The sequence below is a fragment of the Pseudomonas fluorescens genome, from assembly GCF_001648775.1.
In the GTDB taxonomy this organism is placed as follows: Bacteria; Pseudomonadota; Gammaproteobacteria; order Pseudomonadales; family Pseudomonadaceae; genus Aquipseudomonas; species Aquipseudomonas fluorescens_M.
In genome coordinates, this window is record NZ_LVEJ01000022.1 from 63,202 (window position 1) to 89,884 (window position 26,683).

General features: G+C 58.5%; 24 protein-coding genes. 10 read left to right on the forward strand and 14 right to left on the reverse strand.

What is annotated here, in order from left to right; all coding sequences use genetic code 11:
• Nucleotides 1–92: 92 nt before the first annotated feature.
• Complete coding sequence (rlmE, locus tag A8O26_RS19780) at nucleotides 93–722, reverse strand: 23S rRNA (uridine(2552)-2'-O)-methyltransferase RlmE (RefSeq protein ID WP_064119466.1); 630 nt, start codon at nucleotides 720–722, stop codon at nucleotides 93–95.
• A gap of 101 nt (nucleotides 723–823) precedes the next feature.
• Between rlmE and A8O26_RS19785 the strand changes: the two genes are divergently transcribed.
• Nucleotides 824–1,132: a YhbY family RNA-binding protein gene (locus tag A8O26_RS19785; RefSeq protein WP_064119467.1), complete on the forward strand. Its 309-nt coding sequence runs from the start codon at nucleotides 824–826 to the stop codon at nucleotides 1,130–1,132.
• Between the two features lie 9 nt (nucleotides 1,133–1,141).
• On the opposite strand, the gene A8O26_RS19790 is transcribed toward A8O26_RS19785, so the two are convergent.
• The 8 genes from A8O26_RS19790 to grpE form a co-directional block, all read right to left on the reverse strand.
• Entirely contained in the window at nucleotides 1,142–1,546 is a 405-nt protein-coding gene (locus tag A8O26_RS19790) for a hypothetical protein (protein ID WP_064119468.1), read from the reverse strand.
• Between the two features lie 28 nt (nucleotides 1,547–1,574).
• Nucleotides 1,575–2,051 (reverse strand): transcription elongation factor GreA, encoded by a 477-nt coding sequence (gene greA / locus A8O26_RS19795; RefSeq protein ID WP_064119469.1) that lies wholly within the window; start codon nucleotides 2,049–2,051, stop codon nucleotides 1,575–1,577.
• A complete protein-coding gene (gene carB, locus A8O26_RS19800) occupies nucleotides 2,048–5,269 on the reverse strand; it encodes a carbamoyl-phosphate synthase large subunit (protein WP_064119470.1) in 3,222 nt (1,073 codons plus the stop codon). The genes greA and carB overlap by 4 nt, the downstream gene beginning before the upstream one ends.
• A 125-nt stretch (nucleotides 5,270–5,394) precedes the next feature.
• A complete protein-coding gene (gene carA / locus A8O26_RS19805) occupies nucleotides 5,395–6,531 on the reverse strand; it encodes a glutamine-hydrolyzing carbamoyl-phosphate synthase small subunit (protein WP_007915228.1) in 1,137 nt (378 codons plus the stop codon).
• Between the two features lie 257 nt (nucleotides 6,532–6,788).
• Nucleotides 6,789–7,595 carry a 4-hydroxy-tetrahydrodipicolinate reductase gene (dapB, locus tag A8O26_RS19810; protein ID WP_064119471.1) on the reverse strand — a complete coding sequence of 269 codons (807 nt, stop codon included), beginning with the start codon at nucleotides 7,593–7,595 and terminating at the stop codon, nucleotides 6,789–6,791.
• A gap of 9 nt (nucleotides 7,596–7,604) precedes the next feature.
• Nucleotides 7,605–8,729, reverse strand: a complete 1,125-nt coding sequence (gene dnaJ / locus A8O26_RS19815; RefSeq protein WP_064119472.1) for a molecular chaperone DnaJ — start codon at nucleotides 8,727–8,729, stop codon at nucleotides 7,605–7,607.
• 297 nt (nucleotides 8,730–9,026) lie between these two features.
• Nucleotides 9,027–10,943: a molecular chaperone DnaK gene (gene dnaK / locus A8O26_RS19820; RefSeq protein WP_064119473.1), complete on the reverse strand. Its 1,917-nt coding sequence runs from the start codon at nucleotides 10,941–10,943 to the stop codon at nucleotides 9,027–9,029.
• Nucleotides 10,944–11,045: 102 nt separating this feature from the next.
• Entirely contained in the window at nucleotides 11,046–11,612 is a 567-nt protein-coding gene (gene grpE, locus A8O26_RS19825) for a nucleotide exchange factor GrpE (protein WP_064119474.1), read from the reverse strand.
• A gap of 241 nt (nucleotides 11,613–11,853) precedes the next feature.
• Here grpE and recN point away from each other — a divergent pair, with 241 nt between their 5' ends.
• Complete coding sequence (gene recN, locus A8O26_RS19830) at nucleotides 11,854–13,527, forward strand: DNA repair protein RecN (protein WP_064119475.1); 1,674 nt, start codon at nucleotides 11,854–11,856, stop codon at nucleotides 13,525–13,527.
• A gap of 75 nt (nucleotides 13,528–13,602) precedes the next feature.
• Here recN and fur read toward each other — a convergent pair whose 3' ends face one another.
• Complete coding sequence (gene fur, locus A8O26_RS19835) at nucleotides 13,603–14,007, reverse strand: ferric iron uptake transcriptional regulator (RefSeq protein WP_064119476.1); 405 nt, start codon at nucleotides 14,005–14,007, stop codon at nucleotides 13,603–13,605.
• 97 nt (nucleotides 14,008–14,104) lie between these two features.
• Between fur and A8O26_RS19840 the strand changes: the two genes are divergently transcribed.
• On the forward strand, nucleotides 14,105–14,632 hold the full coding sequence (locus tag A8O26_RS19840; RefSeq protein WP_016986508.1) for an outer membrane protein assembly factor BamE: 528 nt from the start codon (nucleotides 14,105–14,107) through the stop codon (nucleotides 14,630–14,632).
• Nucleotides 14,633–14,692: 60 nt separating this feature from the next.
• On the opposite strand, the gene A8O26_RS19845 is transcribed toward A8O26_RS19840, so the two are convergent.
• From A8O26_RS19845 to A8O26_RS19855, 3 genes are read right to left on the reverse strand one after another with little or no spacing between them, the layout of a single operon-like run.
• Nucleotides 14,693–15,007, reverse strand: coding sequence for an RnfH family protein (locus A8O26_RS19845; RefSeq protein ID WP_064119477.1), 315 nt, complete (start codon nucleotides 15,005–15,007; stop codon nucleotides 14,693–14,695).
• The gene (locus A8O26_RS19850) at nucleotides 15,000–15,434 is read right to left on the reverse strand and encodes a type II toxin-antitoxin system RatA family toxin (RefSeq protein WP_016986510.1); all 435 of its coding nucleotides are present in this window, start codon (nucleotides 15,432–15,434) and stop codon (nucleotides 15,000–15,002) included. Before A8O26_RS19850 ends, A8O26_RS19845 begins: the two co-directional genes overlap by 8 nt.
• 7 nt (nucleotides 15,435–15,441) lie before the next feature.
• Nucleotides 15,442–16,845 (reverse strand): sodium-dependent transporter, encoded by a 1,404-nt coding sequence (locus A8O26_RS19855; RefSeq protein ID WP_064119478.1) that lies wholly within the window; start codon nucleotides 16,843–16,845, stop codon nucleotides 15,442–15,444.
• Between the two features lie 119 nt (nucleotides 16,846–16,964).
• Here A8O26_RS19855 and smpB point away from each other — a divergent pair, with 119 nt between their 5' ends.
• A complete protein-coding gene (smpB, locus tag A8O26_RS19860; RefSeq protein ID WP_007915208.1) occupies nucleotides 16,965–17,447 on the forward strand; it encodes an SsrA-binding protein SmpB in 483 nt (160 codons plus the stop codon).
• A gap of 119 nt (nucleotides 17,448–17,566) precedes the next feature.
• Here smpB and A8O26_RS19865 read toward each other — a convergent pair whose 3' ends face one another.
• The gene (locus A8O26_RS19865) at nucleotides 17,567–18,334 is read right to left on the reverse strand and encodes an FCD domain-containing protein (protein ID WP_007915207.1); all 768 of its coding nucleotides are present in this window, start codon (nucleotides 18,332–18,334) and stop codon (nucleotides 17,567–17,569) included.
• 262 nt (nucleotides 18,335–18,596) lie between these two features.
• Here A8O26_RS19865 and A8O26_RS19870 point away from each other — a divergent pair, with 262 nt between their 5' ends.
• The 6 genes from A8O26_RS19870 (at nucleotide 18,597) to A8O26_RS19895 (ending at nucleotide 26,604) form a co-directional block, all read left to right on the forward strand.
• Nucleotides 18,597–20,291 carry a lactate permease LctP family transporter gene (locus A8O26_RS19870; RefSeq protein ID WP_064119479.1) on the forward strand — a complete coding sequence of 565 codons (1,695 nt, stop codon included), beginning with the start codon at nucleotides 18,597–18,599 and terminating at the stop codon, nucleotides 20,289–20,291.
• Nucleotides 20,292–20,441: 150 nt separating this feature from the next.
• Nucleotides 20,442–21,266, forward strand: coding sequence for a (Fe-S)-binding protein (locus A8O26_RS19875; RefSeq protein ID WP_064119480.1), 825 nt, complete (start codon nucleotides 20,442–20,444; stop codon nucleotides 21,264–21,266).
• Nucleotides 21,263–22,717 (forward strand): LutB/LldF family L-lactate oxidation iron-sulfur protein, encoded by a 1,455-nt coding sequence (locus A8O26_RS19880; protein WP_064119481.1) that lies wholly within the window; start codon nucleotides 21,263–21,265, stop codon nucleotides 22,715–22,717. The genes A8O26_RS19875 and A8O26_RS19880 overlap by 4 nt, the downstream gene beginning before the upstream one ends.
• A complete protein-coding gene (locus tag A8O26_RS19885) occupies nucleotides 22,717–23,388 on the forward strand; it encodes a LutC/YkgG family protein (RefSeq protein WP_064119482.1) in 672 nt (223 codons plus the stop codon). Before A8O26_RS19880 ends, A8O26_RS19885 begins: the two co-directional genes overlap by 1 nt.
• Nucleotides 23,385–26,195, forward strand: a complete 2,811-nt coding sequence (locus A8O26_RS19890) for an FAD-binding and (Fe-S)-binding domain-containing protein (protein WP_064119483.1) — start codon at nucleotides 23,385–23,387, stop codon at nucleotides 26,193–26,195. Before A8O26_RS19885 ends, A8O26_RS19890 begins: the two co-directional genes overlap by 4 nt.
• A 130-nt stretch (nucleotides 26,196–26,325) precedes the next feature.
• Nucleotides 26,326–26,604, forward strand: coding sequence for a hypothetical protein (locus tag A8O26_RS19895; protein ID WP_064119484.1), 279 nt, complete (start codon nucleotides 26,326–26,328; stop codon nucleotides 26,602–26,604).
• Nucleotides 26,605–26,683: the final 79 nt, after the last annotated feature.

Sequence of the window (26,683 nt, forward strand, 5' to 3'; positions counted from 1 at the left end):
GTAACCCTTTGTGAAACACTTTCCACACAATATTCGTTAATGCTAGCCGGGCGAAATACTAAAAACCTATCACCCTGCCTAAAAACCTCGTTTTACTCGCTACGCCCGCGATAGCCCCAAGCCAGCATGTATTGCTCGCGGGATGTGCCACGAGAGGAATCCGGCTTGATCATCTGGATCTTGTCGAACTTCTTGCGAGCGTCCTTCAGGTAAATATCAAACCCTTCACCCTGAAAGATCTTGATCACAAAATTACCACCTGGCTTGAGGATCCGCTCCGCCAAATCAAGTGCCAGCTCGCAAAGGAACATGGCTTTGGGCATATCCACTTCAGGCGTACCACTCATATTGGGGGCCATATCGGAAATCACAAGGTCCACCTGCGAATTACCCACGGCTTCAAGAATGCGCCCGAGCACTTCGTCCTCGGTGAAGTCACCCTGAATGAAGGTAACGTCCGGAATGCTGTCCATTTCCAGGATGTCCGAAGCGATCAAACGCCCCTGACCACCGATCAGCCGGCTAGTGACCTGCGACCAGCCACCCGGGGCGGCGCCAAGGTCGACAACGCTCATGCCGGGACGGATCAGCCTGTATTTCTCCTGGATTTCCAGAAGCTTGTAACTCGCACGCGAGCGGTAACCATCCTTTTGTGCTTGCTTCACATAGGGATCGTTGACATGTCTTTTCAGCCAACCAAGGCTTGTCTTGGAACGCGCCATTGGGCACCTCGATGATTAGGGTCGTGATTAATTGGGCGGATCCACGAGCCCTCGGGTAAAATGGCCGCCATTTTACAGAATCCAGACGAAAGGGTCAGATTATGCCGCTCACTCCAGAGCAGAAGAAACAGTACAAATCCATTGGCCACCACCTCAAACCAGTTTTGACGGTGGCTGACAACGGTTTGACTGAAGGTGTTTTAGCCGAACTTGAACGCGCCTTGGCGGATCACGAGCTGATCAAAATCAAGCTCAACATCCTCGATCGCGAATCGCGCATCGCGCATATTGCAGAACTGTGCAAGGTCGGAAAAGCGGATCTGGTGCAGGTCATCGGCAAGATGGCACTGGTTTACCGCAAGAACTTCAGCGCCAACAAACAGCTGTCGAACGTTCATCGCTTCAAGTGATGACAAGGGTCAAGGGTGTGCTTCGCGCACCCTGCCACTCCATCCCGGCACCGGCTGCAGCACCAGCACCAATCCGGAAAAGCCCAGAATCAGAAAGCTGAATACCTGCCAGCGCTGCGCATCCGGCCAGCCGACACGCACTGCGACAAACATCGCACACGCATACAACGCCATCAACAGCACCTGCCCGCGAAAATCTCGCCATAGACTGGCAAGGCCCTCGGCCTGAACCAGCACCAAAGCCTGAAAAATCACGCATGCGGCGGCAAACCCCACCACCAGCACTTCAAATGCACTGGCCACTTCATCGATCAACAACGGTGCCAGGCCAATCTCGCCCAGCGCCGGTTGCAAACCGAGATGAATCAACCATAGACCGCCGACCCAAAGCATCTGGGTCAGCTGCCAAAGCATGGCACCCGCACGCAGCGGGCGCCCACCTTCAGATGTGACGGACTTCGACAATCTCGTACTCGATAACGCCACTTGGCGTTTTCACGGCAACCACGTCGCCCTCTTCCTTGCCGATCAGGGCACGGGCCAAAGGCGAGCCGACGGAAATCTTGCCGAGTTTGAAGTCAGCCTCATCCTCACCCACGATGTGGTAAGTGACGCTTTCATCCGTCTCGACGTTGGCGATTTCGACGGTAGTGCCGAAAATCACCTTGCCGGTATGCGGGATGGACGTGACATCAATGATGACCTGATTCTGAATCCGGCCTTCGATGTCACGAATCCGCGCTTCAACCATGCCTTGCTGTTCGCGCGCCGCATGGTATTCAGCGTTTTCTTTCAAGTCTCCCAGCTCGCGGGCCGTACCGATGTCCTGGCTGAGCTTCGGACGGACGACCTTGGTCAGGTGAGCGTGTTCTTCTTCCAGGGCTTTGGCGCCCTGGACGGTCATTGGGTATTTGATCATGCCTTCAATCCTGCGTGTAGATCCTGCAAGCGGCGTACGGTCTTCTCGGGACCGAACTTCAGCGCTTCACAGATAGCTTCGCCAGCAGCAATGGTGGTGGTGCAGTAAATCTTGTGCTGCAAGGCATTACGACGAATGGAGTACGAATCAGCGATCGACTGACGGCCTTCGGTGGTGTTGATGATCAGCGTGACTTCGTCATTCTTGATCATGTCGACCACGTGCGGACGACCCTCGGTCACCTTGTTCACACGGCGCACTTTCAGGCCTGCCGCTTCGATCAGCTTGGCAGTACCGGCAGTGGCAACCACTTCGAAGCCCAAGTTGATCAGATCACGGGCCACGCCTGCAACCAGTGGCTTGTCGTCATCGCGCACGCTGATGAACGCGGTGCCGCCAGTCGGCAGCACTTCGCTGGCGCCCATCTGGGCTTTGGCGAATGCTTCACCGAAGGTGTCGCCGACGCCCATCACTTCACCGGTCGACTTCATTTCTGGGCCGAGGATCGGGTCAACGCCAGGGAATTTGGCGAATGGGAACACCGCCTCTTTCACGCTGTAGAAGTTCGGGATGATTTCTTTGGTGAAGCCGATTTCTTTCAGGGTCTTACCGGCCATCACGCGGGCAGCGATCATCGCCAGGGAAACACCGATGCACTTCGACACGAACGGTACGGTCCGGGACGCGCGCGGGTTGACTTCGATGACGTAGATGTCTTCGCCTTGCAGCGCCAACTGCACGTTCATCAAGCCGACAACGCCCAGTTCCAGGGCCATTTTCTTGACCTGTTCGCGCATCTCGTCCTGGATGTGCGCCGGCAGCGAGTACGGCGGCAGCGAGCACGCGGAGTCACCAGAGTGAACGCCAGCCTGTTCGATGTGCTGCATGATCGCGCCGATGACTACATCTTTGCCGTCGCAGACCGCATCCACGTCCATTTCGATGGCGCAGTTGAGGAAGTGGTCGAGCAGCACCGGGCTGTCGTTGGACACTTGCACCGCGTCACGCAGGTAACGCTTGAGCTCGTCTTCTTTGTAAACGATTTCCATCGCGCGGCCGCCCAGTACGTAGGACGGGCGCACCACCAGCGGATAACCGATCTTCGCAGCCGCACGAACAGCTTCGTCTTCGCTGCGCACGGTGGCGTTTGGCGGCTGACGCAGGTTCAGACGCTCAACCATTTGCTGGAAGCGCTCACGGTCTTCGGCACGGTCGATGGCATCAGGGCTGGTGCCGATGATCGGCACGCCAGCAGCTTCCAGAGCGCGAGCCAGTTTCAGCGGAGTCTGGCCGCCGTATTGGACGATCACGCCTTTCGGCTTCTCGACGCGGCAGATTTCCAGCACGTCTTCCAGGGTTACCGGCTCGAAGTACAGACGGTCGGAAGTGTCGTAGTCAGTGGATACGGTTTCCGGGTTGCAGTTGACCATGATGGTTTCGTAGCCATCTTCGCGCAGAGCGAGGGCAGCGTGAACGCAGCAGTAGTCGAACTCGATGCCCTGGCCGATACGGTTCGGACCGCCACCCAGAATCATGATCTTGTCGCGACCCGACGGCGCGGCTTCGCACTCTTCCTCGTAAGTCGAGTAGAGGTAAGCGGTGTCAGTGGCGAACTCGGCCGCGCAGGTGTCAACGCGCTTGTAGACCGGGAACACTTCGAGTTTTTGACGGTGCGTGCGCAGGTTTTTCTCGGTGACGCCCAGCAGCTTGGCCAGACGCTGATCGGAGAAGCCTTTGCGCTTGAGCTTGAACATCAGGTCGCGGTCGATAGAGGACAGACCGAGGGTCTTGACCTTCTCTTCGTCCTTGATCAGATCTTCGATCTGCACCAGGAACCATGGGTCGATCATGTTCATTTCGAAGATTTCTTCGACGGTCAGGCCGGCGCGGAACGCGTCCGCCACGTACCAGATACGCTCGGCGCCCGGCACGGTCAGTTCGCGCTTGAGCACGCTCATGCTTTCCGGGTTGCTCAGATCGAGTTTCTCGTCCAGACCGCAGACGCCGACTTCCAGACCGCGCAGCGCTTTCTGCAGGGATTCCTGGAAAGTACGACCGATGGCCATGACTTCGCCGACCGACTTCATCTGAGTGGTCAGGCGCGCGTCAGCATTAGGGAATTTCTCGAAGGCGAAACGTGGCAGCTTGGTCACGACGTAGTCGATCGACGGCTCGAAGGACGCCGGGGTCTTGCCGCCGGTGATGTCGTTCGACAGTTCGTCGAGGGTGTAACCCACAGCCAGCTTGGCCGCGACTTTGGCGATCGGGAAACCGGTGGCTTTCGAAGCCAGTGCCGAGGAACGCGATACGCGCGGGTTCATTTCGATCACGACCATGCGGCCAGTGTTCGGGCAGATACCGAATTGAACGTTGGAACCGCCAGTCTCGACGCCGATCTCGCGCAGTACCGCCAGCGAGGCGTTACGCAGGATCTGGTATTCCTTGTCGGTCAGGGTCTGAGCGGGAGCGACGGTGATCGAGTCACCGGTGTGCACGCCCATCGGGTCGAAGTTTTCGATCGAGCAGACGATGATGCAGTTGTCCTTTTTGTCGCGGACAACTTCCATCTCATATTCTTTCCAGCCGATCAGCGATTCGTCGATCAGCAGCTCTTTGGTCGGCGACAGGTCCAGACCACGGGCGCAGATTTCTTCGAACTCTTCACGGTTGTAAGCAATACCGCCACCGGTGCCGCCCATGGTGAAGGACGGACGGATGATGCACGGGAAGCCCAGGGTTTCGAGAACCGCGTAGGCTTCTTCCATGCTGTGGGCAATACCGGAACGCGGGCACGCCAGACCGATGGATTTCATCGCCTTGTCGAAACGCGAACGGTCTTCAGCCTTGTCGATGGTGTCGGCGTTGGCGCCGATCATTTCTACGCCGAACTTCTCCAGAACGCCTTCGCGCTCCAGGTCCAGGGCGCAGTTCAGAGCGGTCTGGCCGCCCATGGTTGGCAGCACCGCATCCGGACGCTCTTTTTCGATGATCTTGGCAACGGTCTGCCATTTGATCGGTTCGATGTAGGTGGCGTCGGCCATGTCCGGGTCGGTCATGATGGTGGCCGGGTTGGAGTTCACCAGGATGACGCGGTAACCCTCTTCGCGCAGGGCTTTGCAGGCCTGGGCGCCGGAGTAGTCGAATTCGCAGGCCTGGCCGATAACGATCGGGCCAGCGCCGAGAATCAGGATGCTTTTAATGTCTGTACGTTTTGGCATGGGTTTGTCACTCAAATCCGCAGGTCAGTCGGCAAGCCGTCTTGATCGATTTCTGAAGTCCCGAAGGGGCCACCGGTGTCGGGGCCGCCCTCGAGGGCTTCTCTCTACAGTCTCAAGGCGAACGCTTAGCGTCGCTTGGCCATCTCGTTGATGAAGCGGTCGAACAGTGGCGCGACGTCGTTCGGGCCCGGGCTCGCTTCAGGGTGACCCTGGAAGCTGAACGCGCTCTTGTCGGTGCGCTCGATGCCTTGCAGGGTACCGTCGAACAGCGACTTGTGGATCGCACGCACGTTGGCTGGCAAGGTTTCTTCATCTACCGCAAAACCGTGGTTCTGGCTGGTGATCATTACGACGCCAGTGTCCAGATCCTGCACCGGGTGGTTGGCACCGTGGTGGCCGTGGCCCATTTTCAGGGTCTTGGCACCGGAGGCCAGCGCCAGCAGTTGGTGACCGAGGCAGATACCGAATACCGGAATTTCGGTTTCCAGCACTTCCTTGATCGCCTTGATCGCGTAGTCGCATGGCTCCGGGTCACCCGGGCCGTTGGACAGGAACACGCCGTCCGGCTTCAGTGCCAGCACATCAGCGGCTGGGGTCTGGGCAGGCACCACAGTGACGCGGCAGCCGCGCTCGACCAGCATGCGCAGGATGTTGACCTTGACGCCGTAGTCGTAGGCAACCACGTGGTAAGGCAGCTCGGAAGCGTCGATGGTCGCGTGGCTGTCGGTTTTCAGATCCCAGACAGTGGAGCGCCATTCGTATTGAGTCTTGGTGCTGACGACTTTCGCCAGATCCATGCCCTTCAGGCCCGGGAAGCCTTGCGCAGCGGCGATTGCCGCTTCTTCGGAGATGTTGTCGCCGGCCATGATGCAGCCGTTCTGTGCGCCTTTTTCACGCAGGATGCGGGTCAGGCGACGGGTGTCGATACCAGCGATTGCCACAACGTTGTTGGCTTTCAGGTAGTCGGACAGGGACATCGTGTTACGCCAGTTGCTCGCTACCAGCGGCAGGTCACGGATGACCAGGCCAGCGGACCAGACGCGATCGGACTCGGCGTCTTCCGGCGTGGTGCCGGTGTTGCCGATGTGCGGGTAAGTCAGGGTAACGATCTGTTGGGCGTAGGAAGGATCGGTAAGGATTTCCTGATAGCCGGTCATTGCGGTGTTGAACACCACCTCACCAACGGTTTGACCGTCGGCACCAATGGCTTCGCCGCGAAAAATGCTGCCATCAGCAAGGGCAAGTATGGCTGGCTTAGTCAAGAAGACCTCCCGTAAATAACGCATGAAAGGGCGATCGCAGGTTGTAAAAAAGCGGAGTGACGTATGGACACGTCACCCCGCTTCTTCACTGAATTATTCTGCGCGCTTTTAGTGGACACACTAAAGCTGTAGCTTACAGAAAAAGGCTTTTTTGGTCCACCGCTAAAGAGCCTAAAAGGCCGGAGAATGCGACAGGACGTCGGCTAGCGGAGAAAAACCAGCGCAAACAGGGCGTTTGCGCCGGGTTCAACAATGAATCAGCGCAGGTCGAGCACGTCTTGCATGTCGTACAGACCTGGCTCGCGAGCATCCAGCCACAGCGCGGCACGTACCGCACCCTTGGCGAACGTCATGCGGCTCGACGCCTTGTGCGTGATCTCCAGACGCTCACCTTCGCAGGCGAACAACACGGTGTGATCACCCACCACGTCACCACCACGCACGGTAGCGAAACCGATGGTTTCACGCTCACGGGCACCGGTGTGACCTTCACGACCGTAGACCGCGACTTTCTGCAAATCACGATCCAACGCACTGGCGATCACTTCACCCATGCGCAACGCCGTACCCGACGGCGCATCGATCTTGTGGCGGTGATGGGCTTCGATGATTTCGATGTCGGCCTCATCACCCAACACCCGCGCCGCCATATCCAGCAGCTTCAGCGACAGATTGACGCCGACACTGAAGTTGGCCGCAAACACGATCGGAATGTCCTTGCCCGCCTCGGCCAGCAACTGCTTCTGCGCGGCGTCCAGCCCGGTGGTGCCGATGACCATGGCCTTGCCGGCCTTGCGGCAGAAGGCGAGGTTTTTCAGCATCACTTCCGGCAGCGTGAAGTCGATCAATACGTCGAACTCTTCCGCCACGGCCTCGATATGCCCGGACAGCGGCACACCGATGCGACCCAGCGACGCCAGCTCACCGGCATCGACGCCGATCAGTGTGCTGCCAGGACGAACCACGGCGGCGGTCAAACCGGTCAGCGGCGCGCGCTGCTGCACGGCCTCGACCAGAATCTTACCCATGCGCCCAGCAGCGCCCATCACAGCTATACGTCGCATGCCGACTCCTTACAGATCGCCGAAGAAGCGCTTCACACCGTCGAACCAACCGGTGGTTTTTGGCGAATGGCTGTTGTCGTCCGCCAGCGAGCTGCGGAATTCTTCCAGCAATTCACGCTGACGACGGTTCAGGTTGACCGGCGTCTCGACCGCCACACGGCACATCAAGTCGCCCGCACCACCGCCACGCACCGGCGCCACGCCTTTACCGCGGACACGGAACTGCTTGCCGGTCTGCGTGCCTTCAGGGATTTTCAGTTTGACGCGCCCGTCGAGGGTCGGAATTTCCAGCTCGCCGCCCAGCGCCGCGTCGACGAAGCTGATCGGCACTTCGCAGAACAGATGCTTGCCATCGCGCTGGAAGATATCGTGCTCGCGGACATTGATGACCACATACAGGTCGCCCGTCGGACCGCCCTGCGTACCCGCCTCGCCTTCGCCGGACAGACGAATGCGGTCGCCGGTATCGACACCAGCCGGCACCTTGACCGAGAGGGTTTTGTACTCTTCGACACGACCGTCACCGTGGCAGGAATCGCACGGATCGGAAATGATCTTGCCTTGGCCATGGCAGCGCGGGCAGGTTTGCTGCACCGAGAAGAAGCCCTGCTGCATGCGCACCTGGCCGATGCCGCCGCAAGTCGGGCACGTCGACGGCGAAGAGCCTTTCTTGGCGCCCGAGCCATCGCAGGGCTTGCAATTGACCAATGTCGGAACGCGGATATTCACGGTCGTGCCGCGTACCGCTTCTTCCAGATTCAACTCCAGGGTGTAGCGCAAGTCGCTGCCACGCTGAGCGCCGCCACGGGCACCGCCGCGACCGCCACCGAAGAAATCACTGAAGACATCGCCAAAGATGTCCGAGAAGTTCTGGCCGCCGAAACCGGCGCCACCGCCGCCCATGCTCGGGTCGACGCCGGCATGACCATACTGGTCGTAGGCCGCACGCTTGCTCGAGTCGGACAGCACTTCATAGGCCTCGTTGGCCTCTTTGAACATTTCTTCCGACGCTTTGTCGTCGGGATTACGGTCCGGGTGGTGCTTCATTGCCAGACGACGGTAGGCCTTCTTCAGGTCCGCATCGCTTGAGCCGCGCTCAACACCCAACACTTCGTAATAGTCACGCTTTGCCATAAGTCTTCTGCACTCTTGAGGACGTTCGACAAACCCCTCCTGAGGATCGCCAAACTCGTTGAGCCCCAATACAGGCCCGGACCCAACTCACGTCAATTCAACGATCCTGGTCTTTGTTTCTTGCAGTACTTTCGGCACGAAAAGCAGGAGCATTCTCGGCCATACCGCCAACACACAAGGCTTGTCGCATGCTGTAAAAATTCGCGTATTCCAGATACGCCAACGCGGGAGCTAGCTCCCGCGCGGCGACATCCTACCAGTCACTGCCTAAAGGCAGTCAACCGGCCGACCAACAACTTACTTGTGGTCTTTGACTTCTTCGAACTCAGCGTCGACCACGTCGTCAGCCTTTTCAGCTTTCTCGTCGTGCGGCGCTGCGCCTTCAGCAGGCTGAGCCTGTTCGGCGTACATCTTCTGAGCAACCGGAGCGGAGACTTTCGACAGCTCTTCAACCTTCGCTTCGATAGCAGCCTTGTCGTCGCCTTTGACAGCAGCTTCCAGAGCAACCACAGCCGCTTCGATCGCAGTCTTCTCTTCGGCGGTGACTTTGTCGCCCGCGTCAGCAATCATTTTGCGCGTCGAGTGAACCAGTGCGTCGCCCTGGTTACGGGCAGCGGCCAGCTCTTCGAACTTGCGGTCTTCCTCAGCGTTGGCTTCGGCGTCACGCACCATGCGCTCGATTTCTTCGTCGGACAGACCGGAGTTGGCCTTGATCACGATCGACTGGGTCTTGCCGGTCGCCTTGTCTTTCGCACCCACGTGCAGAATGCCGTTAGCGTCGATGTCGAAGGTCACTTCGATCTGCGGCACGCCACGTGGAGCAGGTGGAATGTCGGCCAGGTCGAACTTGCCCAGGGACTTGTTCTGGGTGGCTTGCTTACGCTCGCCCTGCAGCACGTGAATGGTCACAGCGCCCTGGTTGTCGTCGGCAGTCGAGAACACTTGCGATTTCTTGGTAGGAATCGTGGTGTTTTTCTCGATCAGCGCGGTCATCACGCCACCCATGGTTTCGATACCCAGGGTCAGCGGGCTGACGTCGAGCAGCAGAACGTCTTTCACGTCACCGGCCAGAACGGCGCCCTGGATCGCAGCACCCATGGCAACAGCTTCGTCCGGGTTAACGTCTTTACGCGCTTCTTTACCGAAGAAGTCGGTAACCAGCTTCTGAACCAGCGGCATGCGGGTCTGACCACCGACCAGAATCACGTCGTTGATCGCGCCAACGTCCAGACCGGCGTCTTTCATGGCGATGCGGCAAGGCTCGATGGTGCGCTGAACCAGGTCTTCAACCAGTGCTTCGAGCTTGGCACGCGAGATCTTCACGTTCAGGTGCTTAGGACCGGTCGCATCTGCAGTGATGTACGGCAGGTTGACGTCGGTCGACTGAGCGGACGACAGCTCGATCTTGGCTTTCTCAGCGGCTTCTTTCAGGCGCTGCATGGCCAGCGGATCACCTTTGAGGTTCATGCCGCTTTCTTTCTTGAATTCGTCAACGAGGTAGTCGATCAGACGAATGTCAAAGTCTTCACCGCCGAGGAACGTGTCACCGTTAGTGGCCAGTACTTCGAACTGGTGCTCGCCATCAACTTCAGCGATCTCGATCACGGAAACGTCGAACGTACCGCCACCCAGGTCATAAACGATCACGGTGTGATCGCCCTTGGCCTTGTCCATACCGTAAGCCAGAGCAGCTGCGGTTGGTTCGTTGATGATACGTTTTACGTCCAGACCGGCGATGCGGCCGGCGTCTTTGGTCGCCTGACGCTGGCTGTCGTTGAAGTAGGCCGGAACGGTGATCACCGCTTCGGTCACTGGCTCGCCGAGGTAGTCTTCGGCGGTCTTCTTCATTTTCTTCAGAATTTCAGCCGAGATTTGTGGCGGCGCCATTTTCTGGCCGTTCACTTCAACCCAGGCGTCGTTGTTGTCAGCCTTGACGATCTTGTAAGGGACCATCTGGATGTCTTTCTGCACAACTTCTTCGTCGAAACGACGACCGATCAGACGCTTTACTGCGTACAGAGTGTTGTGCGGGTTGGTCACAGCCTGACGCTTGGCCGACTGACCTACCAGGATTTCGCCATCGTTGGCGTAAGCGATGATCGACGGCGTGGTACGCGCGCCTTCAGCGTTTTCAATAACTTTTGCTTTGCCGTTTTCCAGCACGGAGACGCAGGAGTTGGTAGTCCCCAGGTCGATACCGATAATTTTGCCCATGTTCACTCTCCCGAAACTTTGGATTTGGATGCCGCAGCAGTGGTGGCTGACTGCGGTAGCACTTAAACGCTTGACTTCTAAATGGGGGCCTTGCGGCTAATTTCAAGCCTTCTCGTCAATCGAAGGCGAAATTGGCGCTGGCGCCTTGCTGACCACAACCATGGCCGGACGCAACAGGCGACCGTTAAGCTGATAGCCCTTCTGGAACACCTTCAGAACGCTGTTCGGTTCTACGTCGGCGCTTTCCTGCATGGCCATCGCCTGATGCTGAACAGCATTGAACGGCTCGCCATGCGGATCGATCGCTTCAAGCTGATAACGCTTGAGGGTGTCGTGGAACATTTTCAGCGTCAGCTCGATGCCTTCACGCATCGGGCGGATGTTTTCGTCGTCCGGGTTCGACAGTTCGAGACCGCGCTCCAGACTGTCAACGATCGGCAGCAGGTCGCCGGCGAATTTTTCCAGCGCAAACTTGTGCGCCTTCTCGACGTCCAGTTCGGCACGGCGGCGGACGTTCTGCAGATCGGCAGCTACGCGCAGAGATTGATCTTGCGCTGCGGCCAATTGCTCTTCGAGCACTTGCACACGGGTCGCCAGGTCATCACTCGAACCTTCCGGCGCCTGAGGGGCATCTGGGTTTTGCGTATCTACTGTCTGTTCGTCAGCCATAGAATTCTCCTTTCAATTTCGTCCGCGAGCCTGACTCGCGCTTCTGCCCCGATATATGGGGCCGCAAAATCAGGCTTCAAGGGCTTCCACGCATTAACCCTACAAAAAAGTGCCGATTGTCTCATTCCTCAATGCACTAAGAAGAATTGCGGTTCAAGCGAATCGAGCTAAGGGAGGGCATTGTCAGCCTGAAACAAAACACTGTATAAATAACCAGACCTAAAGCCTGGGAGCGGCCTTTATGCTGGTGCACCTGTCCGTACATAACTACGCCATCGTTGAACATCTCGATCTCGAACTTGATCGCGGGATGAGCGTGATCACAGGGGAAACCGGCGCCGGCAAGTCGATCATGCTCGATGCGCTGGGCCTGACCCTTGGTGATCGTGCCGACAGCGGCGTGGTCCGTCCCGGCGCCGACAAGGCCGACATCCTCGCGACCTTTGACCTGATCGACATTCCCGAGGCCAGCGCCTGGCTGGCGGAGCGCGATCTGTCGAACGACGGCCCGTGCATCCTGCGTCGCGTCATCACCAGCGAAGGCCGTTCGCGCGGCTATATCAATGGCACGCCCTGCCCGCTCGGCGATCTGAAAGCCCTCGGCGAACTGTTGATTGATATCCACAGCCAGCACGAACACCAATCCCTGCTGAAAACCGACACTCATCGCCGCTTGCTGGATGAATACGCCGGCGCCACCGATCTGGCCCGTCAGGTTCAACTGGCCGCCCAGCGCTGGCGTCAGACTCGCCAGGAGCTGGAGCGACTCTCCAATTCCGGCGACGAACAACGCGCTCGCCATCAATTGCTCAGCTATCAGCTCGAAGAACTGGAAAACCTCGGTCTCGGTGATAACGAACTGGAGCAACTGGAGCAGGAACACAAGAATCTGACCAACGCCGAAACCTTGCTGGGCATTTGCCGGCAGGTGGTCGAGCAATGCAGTGAAAGCGATTCTGGCAATGTCCTGAATGCGCTGACCGCCAGCCTTAATCGGCTGTCGAGCGTTAATAATTCGATTGGCGCGCTGGGTGAAGCCAGCAGCCTGCTGACCAGCGCGCAGATTCAGGTCGAAGAAGCCGTCGGCGAACTCAATCGCTTCCTTGATAACTTCGATGCCGACCCGGCGCGCCTGCAATATCTGGAAGAACGTCTCGACGCTATCTATACCCTGGCGCGCAAGCACCGGATTCAGCCCACCGAAGTCGGCGAGATGCAGCAGAAATTGCTGGATGAGATCGAAACCCTCAACGCCAATGACGAATCCATCGAGCGTCTGGGCGAAGAGCTGGCCTCTTATGCACGCCACTATCAGGAAAAGGCCCGCGAGCTGAGCGACTTGCGTCATCAAGCCGCCGGCAGCCTCGCCAGCGCGGTGGAGCAGGAGATTCAGCGACTGGGCATGCCTGGAGGCCGATTCACCATCGAATTGAAGGCCAACAGCAGCGACGAATTGCTGCCCAACGGCCTGGAACAGGTCGAATTACTGGTCAGCGCCAACCCGGGCCAGCCGCTGAAGGCGCTGGCGAAAGTCGCTTCCGGTGGTGAACTCTCACGGATCAGCCTGGCGATTCAGGTCATCACCGCACAGACATCCCGCGTTCCGACGCTGGTGTTCGACGAAGTGGACGTGGGTATTGGTGGCCCGACGGCGGAAATTGTCGGCCAACTGCTGCGTCGACTCGGCGATCGCGGTCAGGTTCTGACGGTGACGCACTTGCCGCAGGTGGCAGCGCAGGGGCACCAGCATTTGTTCGTGCACAAGGTACGCGGCGAACAGGCCACGCACACCGCCGTGTCCAAACTGAGCAAGAACGACCGTATAGAAGAAGTGGCGCGGATGCTCGGCGGCATCGATTTGACCAAGGAGTCACTGGCCCACGCGAAAAAAATGGTCGTCACCGCCAAGGTTTAAGAACGGCAGAAAGCACGAAGGCGACCCTTGGGTCGCCTTCGTTCGTTTCGCGAATGTAAAATTCGCGCGACATGCTTACTTTTTCTTGCGCACGTACAGCACCAGGTTGTGATCCACCAACTCGACACCGTGCTCCTCGGCAATTGCCTTCTGGAGCTTTTCAATTTCGATGCTGACGAATTCGACGACTTCACCGGTTTCCACGTTGACCATATGGTCGTGGTGGCCACCGTCAGCCAGTTCGAATACCGCGTGGCCACCGTCGAAGTTGTGACGGACCACGAGGCCAGCGGCTTCGAACTGGGTCAGAACACGGTAAACCGTGGCCAGACCGACGTCCTCGCCAGCTTCCATCAACGCCTTGTAGACGTCCTCGGCACTCATGTGACGCTGCTCGGTAGAGTCGAGCATTTGCAGGATCTTGACCCGTGGCAGGGTCACTTTGAGGCCGGCTTTGCGTAGTTCGCTATTTTCAACCATGGTCAGCTTTCTCGCGATGCTGCTTCGCAGCTTCTCTTAATGCGGGTATGATCGGCGTTTACGTTGTCCCAGCCAAGATAGTGGAAGTCGCCCACCGATGCAAAACACCAAGCTCTTGCTAACCAGTTTCACCTTTGTGGGACTGCTCGCACTCGCCGGTTGTTCATTCCCCGGGGTTTACAAAATCGACATCCAGCAGGGCAATGTCGTCACGCAGGACATGATAGACCAGTTACGCCCGGGAATGACCCGGCCGCAAGTACGGTTTATCATGGGTAACCCTCTGCTTGCCGACACGTTCCATGCCGATCGCTGGGATTATCTGTACAGCCTGCAACCGGGTGGCGGTGAACGCCAACAGGAACGCATCAGCGTTATTTTCAACTCAAACGACCAGCTTGTCAGCCTGTCCGGTGACTTTATGCCGGGCGTAAGCCGTGACGAAGCTATTCTCGGCAAGGACAGTGGCACTACGGTGACCGCTCCTGCTGAAAACGCCGAGAAGCCAAAACCGGAAAAACCGGTCAAGCCAGGTTCCTTGCTGGATCAGATCCAGAAGGACGTCGATGGTGTAGAAACCGTTCCGGTTCCGACACCAGAGCCGCTGGACACCTCGCCGCAATAATTTGCGAGGCAATAAAAAACCCGGAGATTCCGGGTTTTTTATTGCCTGCGATTTGATTTTTTACGCGTTTCGAGCCTTGGCTTCGGCAGCCTTGGCCGCACGCAAGCGTCGCACCTCTTTCGGATCAGCCAGCAACGGGCGGTAAATCTCGATGCGATCTCCCGCCTGAATCACCCGCGTATCCGGCTCAGCAACCACTTTGCCAAAGATACCCAGCGGACAATCCGTCAGATTCAGCTCGGGAAACTCGCTACCGACGCCCGACGCCAGCACCGCAGCGCGAACGCTCACACCCTCATTGACGCTGACTGAGCGCAGCACCTGACGATCCACGGCCGCGTAAACGACTTCTATCTCGATCACCGGCTCAACCATGCATCTGCTTGGCGCGCTGGCAGAACGCGTCCACCAGGGTATTGGCCGCCTGATTGAACAGCGGCCCAAGCGTGGCGCGCACCAACGGCCCGGCATAGTCGAACGACAGGTCCAGACTTATCTTGCAGGCCTTCTCGTTCAACACCTTGAACACCCAGACACCGTGCAGTTGATTGAATGGACCTTCTTCAAGATTCATCTCGATCGACTGCCCCGGCACCAGCGTATTGCGCGTCACGAAATGCTGACTGAGGCCGCCCTTGGCCACGCCAACACTGGCGCGCATATGCTCCGGCGAGCTTTCCAGCACCTCGGCCGACGAGCACCACGGCAAAAATTCCGGGTAGCGCGCCACGTCGTTGACCAGGTCGTAAAGAAATTGCGCCGGGTACGGCAGCAATGCCGATCGTTGAATATGTGTCGTCATGTGAGCGTTACTTCCAGAGCTGAGCGGCAAACACTACAAGAATGCCGATGGGCGCCACGTAGCGCATCAAAAACAAAGACAGGGCAAACAGTGCCGGGTTGCGGATCGACAACTCGTCGCGTACCGCTTCACGCCCCATCACCCATCCGGCAAACAGCACGAAACACAGGCCACCGAGCGGCAACATGATCCGCGAGGTGAAGAAATCGATCACACCAAAGAAGTCCAGACCGCTCTGCGCACCCCATTGGTAGAGATGGAACATCCCGCCTTCGTTCACGAAAAATTTGGCTTCCTTCCAGATATTGAAGGAGAACACCGTGCCCAGACCGACGAACCAGCAGATAAACGCCAGCCAGAAAGTCACCCACGCGCGGCTGACTTTGGTGCGCTCAACCAGATAGGCAACCATCGGCTCGAGCAGGGAAATCGCCGAGCTCCAGGCAGCGATCGCCACCAGCACAAAGAACACCACGCCCATCAACTGACCGAAGGCCACGTTACCAAACGCAAATGGCAGGCTGACGAACATCAGGCCAGGCCCTTCGCTAGGGTTCAGGCCGCCGGCAAACACAATCGGGAACAGAGCCAGACCGGCAACCAGCGAAACAAACGTATCAAGCAGTGCCACACCGACAACTGTGCCGGACAACGACGAGCTCTTCGGCATATAAGCACCGTAGATCATGATCGAGCCAACACCCACGCTCAGCGAGAAGAACGCGTGCCCCATCGCTGGCAACAAGCCGTCGAGAACCTTTTCCGGGTGGAAGTCGAACATGAAATGCACGCCTTCCATGAAATGCCCGGTGGTCATGCTGTAACCCAGCAGCACCAGAATCATCACGAACAGCAACGGCATCATGATGCGCAGGCTGCGTTCAAGCCCGGCGACCACGCCTTTGGCGATCACATACGCTGACAACAGCATAAAAATCGTGTGCCAAAGTGTCAGACGCCATGGATTGGAGATGACATGGCCGAAATAAGCACCGACCTGATCGGCCGTGGCGCCCTGGAAGTCGCCGCGCCCCATGTTGACGATGTAGTCCAGCGACCAGCCGCCGACCACACTGTAGAAAGACAGGATCAACAACGCCGTGATCATCCCGGCAAAGGCCCCCCACGACCACTTGCCCGAGTGCCCGGCTTCCAGCGCCAGCACCTTCAAGGCGTTCGCCGGGCTTTGCCGGGCGCGCCGGCCGATCAGGGTTTCAGCGAGCATGACCGGGATGCCGATCAGCGCGATACACGCCAGAAACATCAGCACAAAGGCGCCGCCGCCGTAGACCCCGACCATGTAGGGGAACTTCCAGATACTACCCAGTCCCACGGCCGAACCGGTCGCGGCGAGTATGAAAACCCAGCGGCTAGCCCAACTGCCGTGGACAGAAACCTTGTCTGTCGACATCGTTTATCACGCCCAAGCGTTAGAAAAAGAGGCCGCATTGTCCGGGATTCACTCAACCTGCTCAAGCACGCAGCATCACCGTAGCCGACAGCCGTTTATCTCCATATAATGCCGCCCCTATGGCTAAACAGAAGAAACACCCAACAGGGACCATCGCGCAGAACAAAAAGGCGCGACACGATTACTTCATCGAGCACAAGTTCGAGGCTGGTCTGGTCCTGGCCGGCTGGGAAGTAAAAAGTCTGCGGGCAAGCAAGCTACAGCTGGTCGACAGCTATGTCCTGCTCAAAGATGGCGAAGCGTGGTTGCTCGGCAGCCACATCACGCCTCTGATGACCGCAAGCACCCACGTCATCGCCGACCCGGTGCGCACACGCAAATTGCTGCTCAACCGCCGCGAGCTGGAAAAGCTCGCCGCCGCCGTGCAGCAAAAAGGTTACGCCTGCGTCTGCCTGTCCTGGTACTGGAGCAAGCACATGGTCAAGTGCGAGATCGCTCTGGGCAAGGGCAAGAAGGAATACGACAAGCGTGATACCGAGCGCGAGCGCGATGCCGGTCGTGAACTGCAGCGTGCGGTGCGCAACAAGGGCAAGGAAGACTGATTTCTTCTGCCTTTAGAGCGTATTCGCGAGCCTGCTCGTCCCCACAATTGGAATGCATTTCAATGTGGGAGCGAGCCTGCTCGCGAAAGCTATTGCAGCATCAACACAGAAATAACTGATCACATGCCCTTGCGCCGCTCCGCCCGAGCCATGCGCTGAACCTCCTGCCGCACCTCTTCCAGCACTTCCTGGACATACAAAATATGTCGGCTGGAAACCTCACGCGCCTGCTCCGCACGACCTTCAATAATCGCCAGATACAATTCCCGATGCTGAGTGATCAGCATGTCGCGCGTTTCCGTGCGCTGCTTGTACATGCCGCCGATGTTGGTGACCACGTTGCGCTTGAGCAGATCGAACAATCCACGAATGGTGTGCAGCAACACCGCGTTATGACTGGCCTCGGCAATCGCCAAGTGAAATTTCGCATCCGCCGCGCCCTCCTCCGCCCGACTGACTTCGTCGTGGCGCGAATAGCAGTCCTGTAACTCTTCGAACGCTGCCGTCAGCCTTTCACGATCGACATCAGTCGCGCGTAAGGCTGCGTAATAGGCACACGATGCCTCCAGAGTGTGCCGAAACTCGAGCAAATCGCGCTGCGCCTCCGGATTGCTTTCGAGCAGTTGCAGCAGCGGATCACTGAACGTCGAACCGAGGCTTTCCACCACATAGTTGCCGCCACCCTGGCGACTGACCAACAAACCTTTCGCCGCCAGTTTCTGGATCGCTTCACGCAGCGACGGCCGTGATACGCCAAATTGTTCGGCCAGCGTGCGCTCGGCCGGCAGCCGTTCACCGGACTTCAGCGTGCCCTCAAGGATCATCCCCTCAAGGCGCTCGACAATATCGTCAGACAAACGGCGCTGACGTATCTGATCAAACCCCATAACTCATTTCTCCACGATCCCGACCGCTCGCCGGGCTCTCTATTCTGGCCTATCGGCGCCTTGTCGACACCTACCAGACGCCACTTGCCGAAACCGGATCAGATGCGACCTGCACCGCTTGTTCGACAAAAGTTTTAGGGCGGCAAATTGACACACCGCCTTCAAGGCTTTTACCCTAGCCAACAGCGATTGTAAATTGGTCTTACCAATTATCCAAGAACGCTGACAGTGCCTGACCAACAACAATTAGGGGCCACCCCATATGCAAACCTGGCAACAGTTCTACAGCCCGCTCGGCAGTCTCGGCGTGTCCGCACTCGCGGCCGTCATCCCCATCGTTTTCTTTTTCCTCGCGTTGGCGGTGTTCCGCCTCAAGGGCCATGTGGCCGGGAGCATCACTCTCGCGCTGTCGATTGCCGTGGCGATCTTCGCGTTCCAGATGCCGGTCGACATGGCCTTCGCCGCCGCCGGGTATGGTTTTGCCTACGGTCTGTGGCCGATTGCCTGGATCATTGTCGCAGCGGTATTCCTCTACAAACTGACGGTGAAAAGTGGTCAGTTCGAGGTTATTCGCAGTTCGGTGTTATCGATTACTGACGACCAGCGCCTGCAAGTGCTGCTGATCGGTTTCTGCTTCGGCGCATTCCTGGAAGGTGCCGCCGGTTTCGGCGCCCCCGTGGCGATTACTGCCGCGCTTCTCGTTGGCCTGGGCTTCAACCCGCTGTACGCCGCCGGCCTGTGTCTGATCGCCAACACCGCGCCGGTCGCGTTCGGCGCACTGGGGATTCCGATCATCGTTGCCGGCCAAGTGACCGGGATTGACGCGTTCAAGATCGGCGCCATGACCGGTCGCCAATTGCCACTGCTGTCGTTGTTTGTGCCGTTCTGGCTGGTGTTCATGATGGATGGCCTGCGCGGCGTGCGCGAGACCTGGCCCGCGGCGCTGGTTGCCGGCCTGAGCTTCGCCGTCACCCAATACTTCACCTCGAACTTCATCGGTCCAGAGTTGCCAGACATCACTTCGGCGCTGGCCAGCCTGATCTCGCTGACTCTATTCCTGAAAGTCTGGCAGCCAAAACGCACCGCCGGCGCGCAAATCGCCGGCGCCACGTCGAGCGCAGCGATCACCGCCAGCGTCGGCGGTTTCGGTCAGAAACGCACCACCGTGGCGTCGCCTTACAGCCTCGGGGAAATTTTCAAAGCGTGGTCGCCGTTCCTGATCCTCACCGTGCTGGTGACCATCTGGACCCTCAAGCCTTTCAAAGCGATGTTCGCCGCCGGTGGTTCGATGTACAGCTGGGTGTTCAACTTCGCGATTCCGCACCTTGATCAGCTGGTGATCAAAACCGCACCGATCGTTGCAGCTCCGACGGCCATTCCAGCAGTGTTCAAACTCGATCCGATTTCCGCGACCGGCACGGCGATTTTCTTCTCCGCGCTGATCTCGATGCTGGTGTTGAAGATCAATTTCAAAACTGGTCTTACCACTTTGAAAGAGACCTTCTACGAACTGCGCTGGCCAATCCTGTCGATCGGCATGGTGCTGGCGTTCGCCTTCGTCACCAACTATTCCGGCATGTCTTCGACCATGGCCCTGGTATTGGCAGCCACGGGTGCGGCGTTCCCGTTCTTCTCACCGTTTCTCGGTTGGCTGGGCGTGTTTCTCACCGGTTCGGATACTTCCTCCAATGCGCTGTTCAGCTCGCTGCAAGCGACCACCGCGCACCAGATCGGCGTCAATGACACCTTGCTCGTGGCGGCAAACACCAGCGGCGGGGTGACCGGCAAAATGATCTCGCCACAATCGATCGCCGTCGCCTGCGCCGCGACCGGGCTGGTGGGCAAGGAATCGGATCTGTTCCGCTTCACCCTCAAGCACAGCCTATTCTTTGCAACGATTGTCGGTCTGATCACGCTGGCTCAGGCCTACTGGTTCACCGGCATGCTGGTGCACTAAACCTACAAGAAACATTGAAAAAACCGACGCCGATCCGTGATTTCGGCGTCAGCAATTCACCACCCGGTCTGTAAGGCTGCTGAAAGCAACGTTCTCTATATTCAGCAGCCGCAACAGACGGATAACCGGGCCCACCCGGAGACACGCCTGATGAGCGAGCTTTTTTACAACGCCGTGCCAAACGCGACCCGCGTGGCACCGCCACTGCCCGAACCTCGGCAATACCCTAGCGAGAAACCGTCGCGGGTCTATCTGTTCGGCACGTGCGTGGTTGACCTGTTCTACCCCGAAGCCGGGATGGACGCGATTCACTTGCTGGAGCGCGAAGGGATTCGGGTGGAGTATCCGCAAGGACAAAGTTGCTGCGGCCAACCGGCCTACACCTCGGGTTACACCGAGCAGGCGCGGACCGTGGCGCGTTCGCAACTGGCGCTGTTTGCCGGAGATTATCCGGTGGTGGTGCCGTCGGGTTCCTGCGCCGGCATGCTGCGCGAGCATTACGCCGACTTGTTCAAGGACGAGCCGGACACGTTGAAACAGGTTCAGGCCCTCGCGGCCCGCACCTATGAACTGGCCGAGTTCCTGCTGTTCGTCTGCAAGGTGCAGCTCAAGGACAGCGGCGCACCGGTGAAAGTCGCGCTGCACACTTCGTGTTCGGCACGCCGCGAAATGAACACCCACCTGCACGGCCGCGAGTTGTTGGCGCAGTTGAGCAACGTGGAACGGGTCAACCACGACCACGAAAGCGAATGCTGTGGCTTCGGCGGAACATTCAGCGTCCGTATGCCAGACATTTCCGGCGCGATGGTGGCAGACAAGACAAAAGCACTGAAGGATTCCGGCGCGCACAAGGTGTTGAGTGCCGACTGTGGCTGTTTGATGAACATCAACGGCGCATTGGAGAAACAAAAAGAAGCGCTACGCGGGCAACATCTCGCCAGCTTCTTGTGGCAACGAACCGGGGGTGCGCGATGAGCACTTCCGCGATTATTCCTACGGTCGCCGTAGAAGAAGATTTCCGCACTCGGGCGCACAACGCCTTGGGTGATCAGCAGTTGCGGAACAACTTCCGTACTGCGATGGATTCACTGATGACCAAGCGGGCAGCGGCTTTCAGCGATGCCCACGAAAGAGAACATTTGCGCGCACTGGGCAATTCGATCAAAGCCCGCGCGCTGTCCAAGTTGCCCGACCTGCTCGAGCAACTGGAACAGAACCTGACCCGCAACGGTGTGACAGTGCACTGGGCGGAAACGGTGGACGAGGCCAATGGCATCGTCTTATCGATCATCCGCGCTCACGAGGCGCGGCAAGTGATCAAGGGCAAATCGATGGTCAGCGAAGAGATGGAGATGAACCATTTCCTCGAGGCTCAAGGCATTGAATGTCTGGAGTCCGATATGGGGGAGTACATCGTCCAGCTCGACCACGAGAAGCCTTCACACATCATTATGCCGGCGATCCACAAGAATGCCGGTCAGGTCGCGTCCTTGTTCCACGACAAACTTGGCGTGGAATACACCAAGGACGTTGACCAACTCATTCAAATCGGTCGCAGAGTCCTGCGGCAGAAATTCTTCGAAGCGGACATCGGCGTCTCCGGCGTCAACTTCGCCGTGGCCGAAACCGGCACCCTGTTGCTGGTGGAAAACGAAGGCAACGGGCGCATGACCACCACCGTGCCGCCGGTGCATATCGCCGTAACCGGCATCGAAAAGGTTGTCGAAAATCTCCGCGACGTGGTTCCGTTGTTGTCACTGCTGACCCGCTCGGCGCTGGGCATTCCGATCACTACTTACGTCAACATGATCTCCGGCCCGCGCAAGGAACATGAACTCGACGGCCCGCAGGAAGTGCATCTGGTCCTGCTCGACAACGGTCGCAGTCAGGCTTTCGCCGACAGCGAATTGCGCCAGACCCTGAACTGCATCCGCTGCGGCGCCTGCATGAATCATTGCCCGGTGTACACCCGCGTCGGCGGTCACACCTATGGCGAGGTGTATCCCGGGCCGATCGGCAAAATCATCACCCCGCACATGGTTGGCCTGGCAAAAGTGCCGGATCACCCGAGTGCGTCATCGCTGTGCGGAGCCTGCGGTGAAGTGTGCCCGGTAAAAATTCCTATCCCGGCGATCCTGCGGCGCCTGCGCGAAGAAAACGTCAAAGCCCCGGACAGCCCACATCAAGTGATGCGCGGTCAGGGCAGCAAATATTCGCGCAAGGAACGCTTTATCTGGAACGCCTGGGCCAGGCTCAACAGCTCGCCCACCTTGTATCGACTGTTCGGTTTCTTCGCCACGCGCCTGCGTGCGTTGACCCCGAGCAACGTCGGCCCATGGACACAAAACCACAGCGCGCCAAAACCCGCCGCCCGCTCACTGCACGACATGGCCCGCGAGCATCTGGCCAAACAGGGAGACCGCTGATGAGCGCCAAGCTAAATATCCTCGCCAAGCTGCGGAAAAGTCTGACTGGCGCCACGCCGATTGCCGACAACTTCGATGTCGATCTGGTGACACAGCCTTACACCTACAGCGCCGAACAACGCATCCCGCAACTGCGTAAATTGATGGAAGCGGTGCACACCGAAATTCACCTGACTTCGGGCGAAGAATGGCCGGCGCTGCTTGCGCAATTGTTGCGCGATCGTCAGTTGCCGAGCCTGTTGATCGCGCCGACTACAGCGCATGGGCAACGCATCACACAGCATTGGGCGAACAATCCCGACCTGCCGACGCTGAAATCCTACGACCGACCGATGGAAGAATGGAAAGCCGAGTTGTTCAACGACACCCCGGCCAGCCTTACCGGCACCCTAGGCGCCATCGCCGCGACTGGCAGCCTGATCATGTGGCCAACCCGTGAAGAACCCCGGCTGATGAGTTTGGTGCCGCCGGTGCATTTCGCTCTGCTCAAGGCCAGTGAAATCCGCGACAACTTCTATCAGGTGCAACACGAATTCGAGTGGGCGCAAGGCATGCCAACCAACGCGTTACTGGTCTCCGGCCCGTCGAAAACTGCCGACATCGAGCAAGTGCTGGCTTACGGCGCTCACGGCCCGAAAGATCTGGTGGTTCTGATCCTGGAGGACCAATGACGCTTCCAGTGAATTTCCTGCGTGATGCGCAGCAACTGATTCCAGCCGAGCGCCGCTTTGATGATCCATTGTCGACATTGGCCTTTGGCACCGACGCCAGTTTCTATCGGCTGATCCCGAAACTGGTGATCCGTGTCGAGTCTGAAGATGAAGTGGTCGCGCTGCTGAAACTGGCTCAGCGCGATCATGTTCCAGTGACCTTCCGTGCGGCCGGCACCAGCCTTTCCGGTCAGGCGATCAGCGATTCGGTTTTGATTGTGCTTGGGGATAACTGGAACGCCCGCGAGATTCGCGGCGAAGGTACGCAGATCCGCCTACAACCCGGCGTGATCGGTGCACAGGCCAACGCATGGCTGGCACCGTTCGGGCGCAAGATCGGTCCGGATCCGGCGTCGATCAACGCCTGCAAAATCGGCGGCATTGTTGCCAACAACGCCAGCGGCATGTGCTGTGGCACCGCACAAAACACCTATCACACCCTGGCCGGAATTCGCCTGGTGCTGGCCGATGGCACGCGCCTGGATACCGAAGACCCGGCGAGTGTTGCGGCATTCCAAGTCAGCCACGGTGATCTGCTCGAACGCCTGGCGACGTTGGGCCGCGAGACTCGCGCCAACGCCGAACTGGCTGCACGAATCCGCCACAAATACCGTCTGAAAAATACCACCGGCCTGTCACTCAACGCCCTGGTGGATTTCGACGAGCCTGTGGATATCTTGAGCCACCTGCTAGTCGGCTCCGAAGGCACCCTCGGCTTCATCAGCGCGGTGACTTACGACACCGTGATCGATCACCCGAACAAGGCCTCGGCGCTGATTGTGTTTCCGGATGTGGAGACCTGCTGCAACGCCGTCACCGTGTTGAAAAGCCAACCGGTATCCGCCGTAGAGTTGCTTGATCGGCGCAGCCTGCGGTCGGTGCAGGACAAGCCCGGCATGCCCGCTTTCGTACAACAGTTGTCGAACAATGCCTGCGCGCTGCTGATCGAATCCCGCGCCGCGTCTTCCACTTTGCTGCAGGAGCAACTGGCACAGATCATGGCGTCGCTCAGCGGTTTCCCTGTGGAAAAGCAAGTCGACTTCACCGAAGACCCTGCCGAGAACGCCAAGCTCTGGGCGATCCGCAAAGACACTTTCCCTGCTGTCGGCGCCGTGCGCAAAACCGGCACCACGGTGATCATCGAAGACGTGACCTTCCCGGTCGAACAACTGGCCATCGGCGTGAACCGCTTGATTGAGCTGTTCGACAAACATGCCTACGACGAAGCGATCCTTTTCGGACACGCGCTGGAAGGCAATCTGCACTTCGTCTTCACCCAAGGCTTCAACAATCCGGAAGAAGTCGCACGCTATCAAGCGTTCATGGACGACGTCGCGCAACTGGTCGCCGTGGAGTTTGGCGGTTCGCTGAAGGCTGAACACGGCACCGGCCGCAACATGGCGCCGTTCGTGGAACTGGAATGGGGCAGCGACGCTTATCAACTGATGTGGCAGCTCAAACGTCTGCTCGACCCAAATGGCATTCTCAACCCCGACGTGGTGCTCAGCGAAGACCCACAGATCCACCTCAAACACCTGAAACCGCTGCCGGCGGCCGACGAGATTGTGGATAAGTGCATCGAGTGCGGTTTCTGTGAACCGGTCTGTCCGTCGAAAGGCCTGACCCTCAGCCCGCGCCAGCGCATTGTGATCTGGCGCGATATTCAGGCGAAAAAACGTGCCGGCGTCGACACCACCGAACTGGAAGAAGCCTACGAATACCAAGGCATCGAAACCTGCGCCGCGACCGGTCTGTGCGCGCAACGTTGTCCTGTAGGGATCAATACCGGCGAGCTGGTGAAAAAACTGCGGGGTCGACACGCGACGCATCAGAAAACCGCTGACTGGATCGAAGGAAATTTCGCCAAGACCCTGCAAGGCGCACGCTTCACCCTGCACGTGGCCAACGGTGCGCGGATGCTGCTCGGCGCACCGCGTCTGGCGAAGCTTTCGGCAACGATTACCCGACTGTCCAAGGGTCAGGTGCCGTTGTGGACGAATGCGATGCCGCAACCGGAGAAGGCCATTCGCTTCAGTCCCAGCGTTTCGGACGAGCGCCCGCGTGTGGTGTATCTGGCCGCGTGCGTATCGCGAGTCATGGGCCCGGCAGCCGGTGATAAAGAGCAGATGTCGCTCTATGACAAAACCCGTGGACTGCTGGAAAAGGCCGGTTACCAAGTGGTGTTCCCGGACAATCAGGACAACCTCTGCTGCGGCCAGCCCTTCGCCTCCAAGGGCTACGCCGAGCAGGCCGAACACAAACGCCAGGAGTTGATCAGCGCACTGCTGCATGCCAGTCGCGGCGGGCTCGATCCGATCTACTGCGACACCAGCCCGTGCACGCTGCGGCTGGTGCAGGACGTAGGAGAAACCCGTCTGGATCTGTACGACCCGGTGCGCTTCATCCGTACGCATCTGCTCGATCGACTCGAGTTCTCCCCGCAAGACGCACCGATTGCCGTACACGTGACCTGCAGCACGCAACATCTGGGCGAAAGCCAGGCGTTGATTGACCTGGCGCGCAAGTGCAGCAACAACGTGGTGATTCCGGAAGGCATACATTGCTGTGGGTTTGCCGGCGACAAAGGCTTCACCACACCGGAGCTGAACAGCCACTCGCTGCGCACGCTGAAGGATGCGGTGCAGCATTGCAGCGAGGGTATTTCCACCAGCCGCACCTGCGAGATCGGCCTGACGCAACATGGCGGGATTGACTACCACGGCCTGGTCTATCTGGTGGATCGCGTGACCCGGGCGAGGGCCTGTTGAAGAAAAATAGAACCCTTGAGTTCGACTGTAGTCCACAGAATAACCCCGACAGATCGGGGTTTTTCTTCCATACGGTTGCCCGTCCTGACGGCCAGCGAAGTCTGGACCCACTCGGTTCAAGGAGATACACATGAAACGTTCTGTACTGTTAGGTCTGTTCGTTACTGCATCGATGATGGCTTCCACTTCGTTCGCCGCAGACAAGCCTGCTGACCTGTGTGATGCGAATATTCAGACCATCAACAATGCCAAGGGTCAGCTGTCAGCGAATCCGGAACTGAGCCAGCGCGCTAACACCAGTGTGAGCAAGGCCGAGGCGCTCAAGGCTCAAGGCAAAATCGACGATTGCATTGCGGAAACCTCGCAAACCATCGTGGAACTGCGCAAATCCACCGGCACCAACAACTGATTACGTCCCGGCCAACCTTCGGGTTGGCCTTGCGGGCTGATTGGCGTACACTGCGCAGGCTTGTTGCTCAAACAGATGT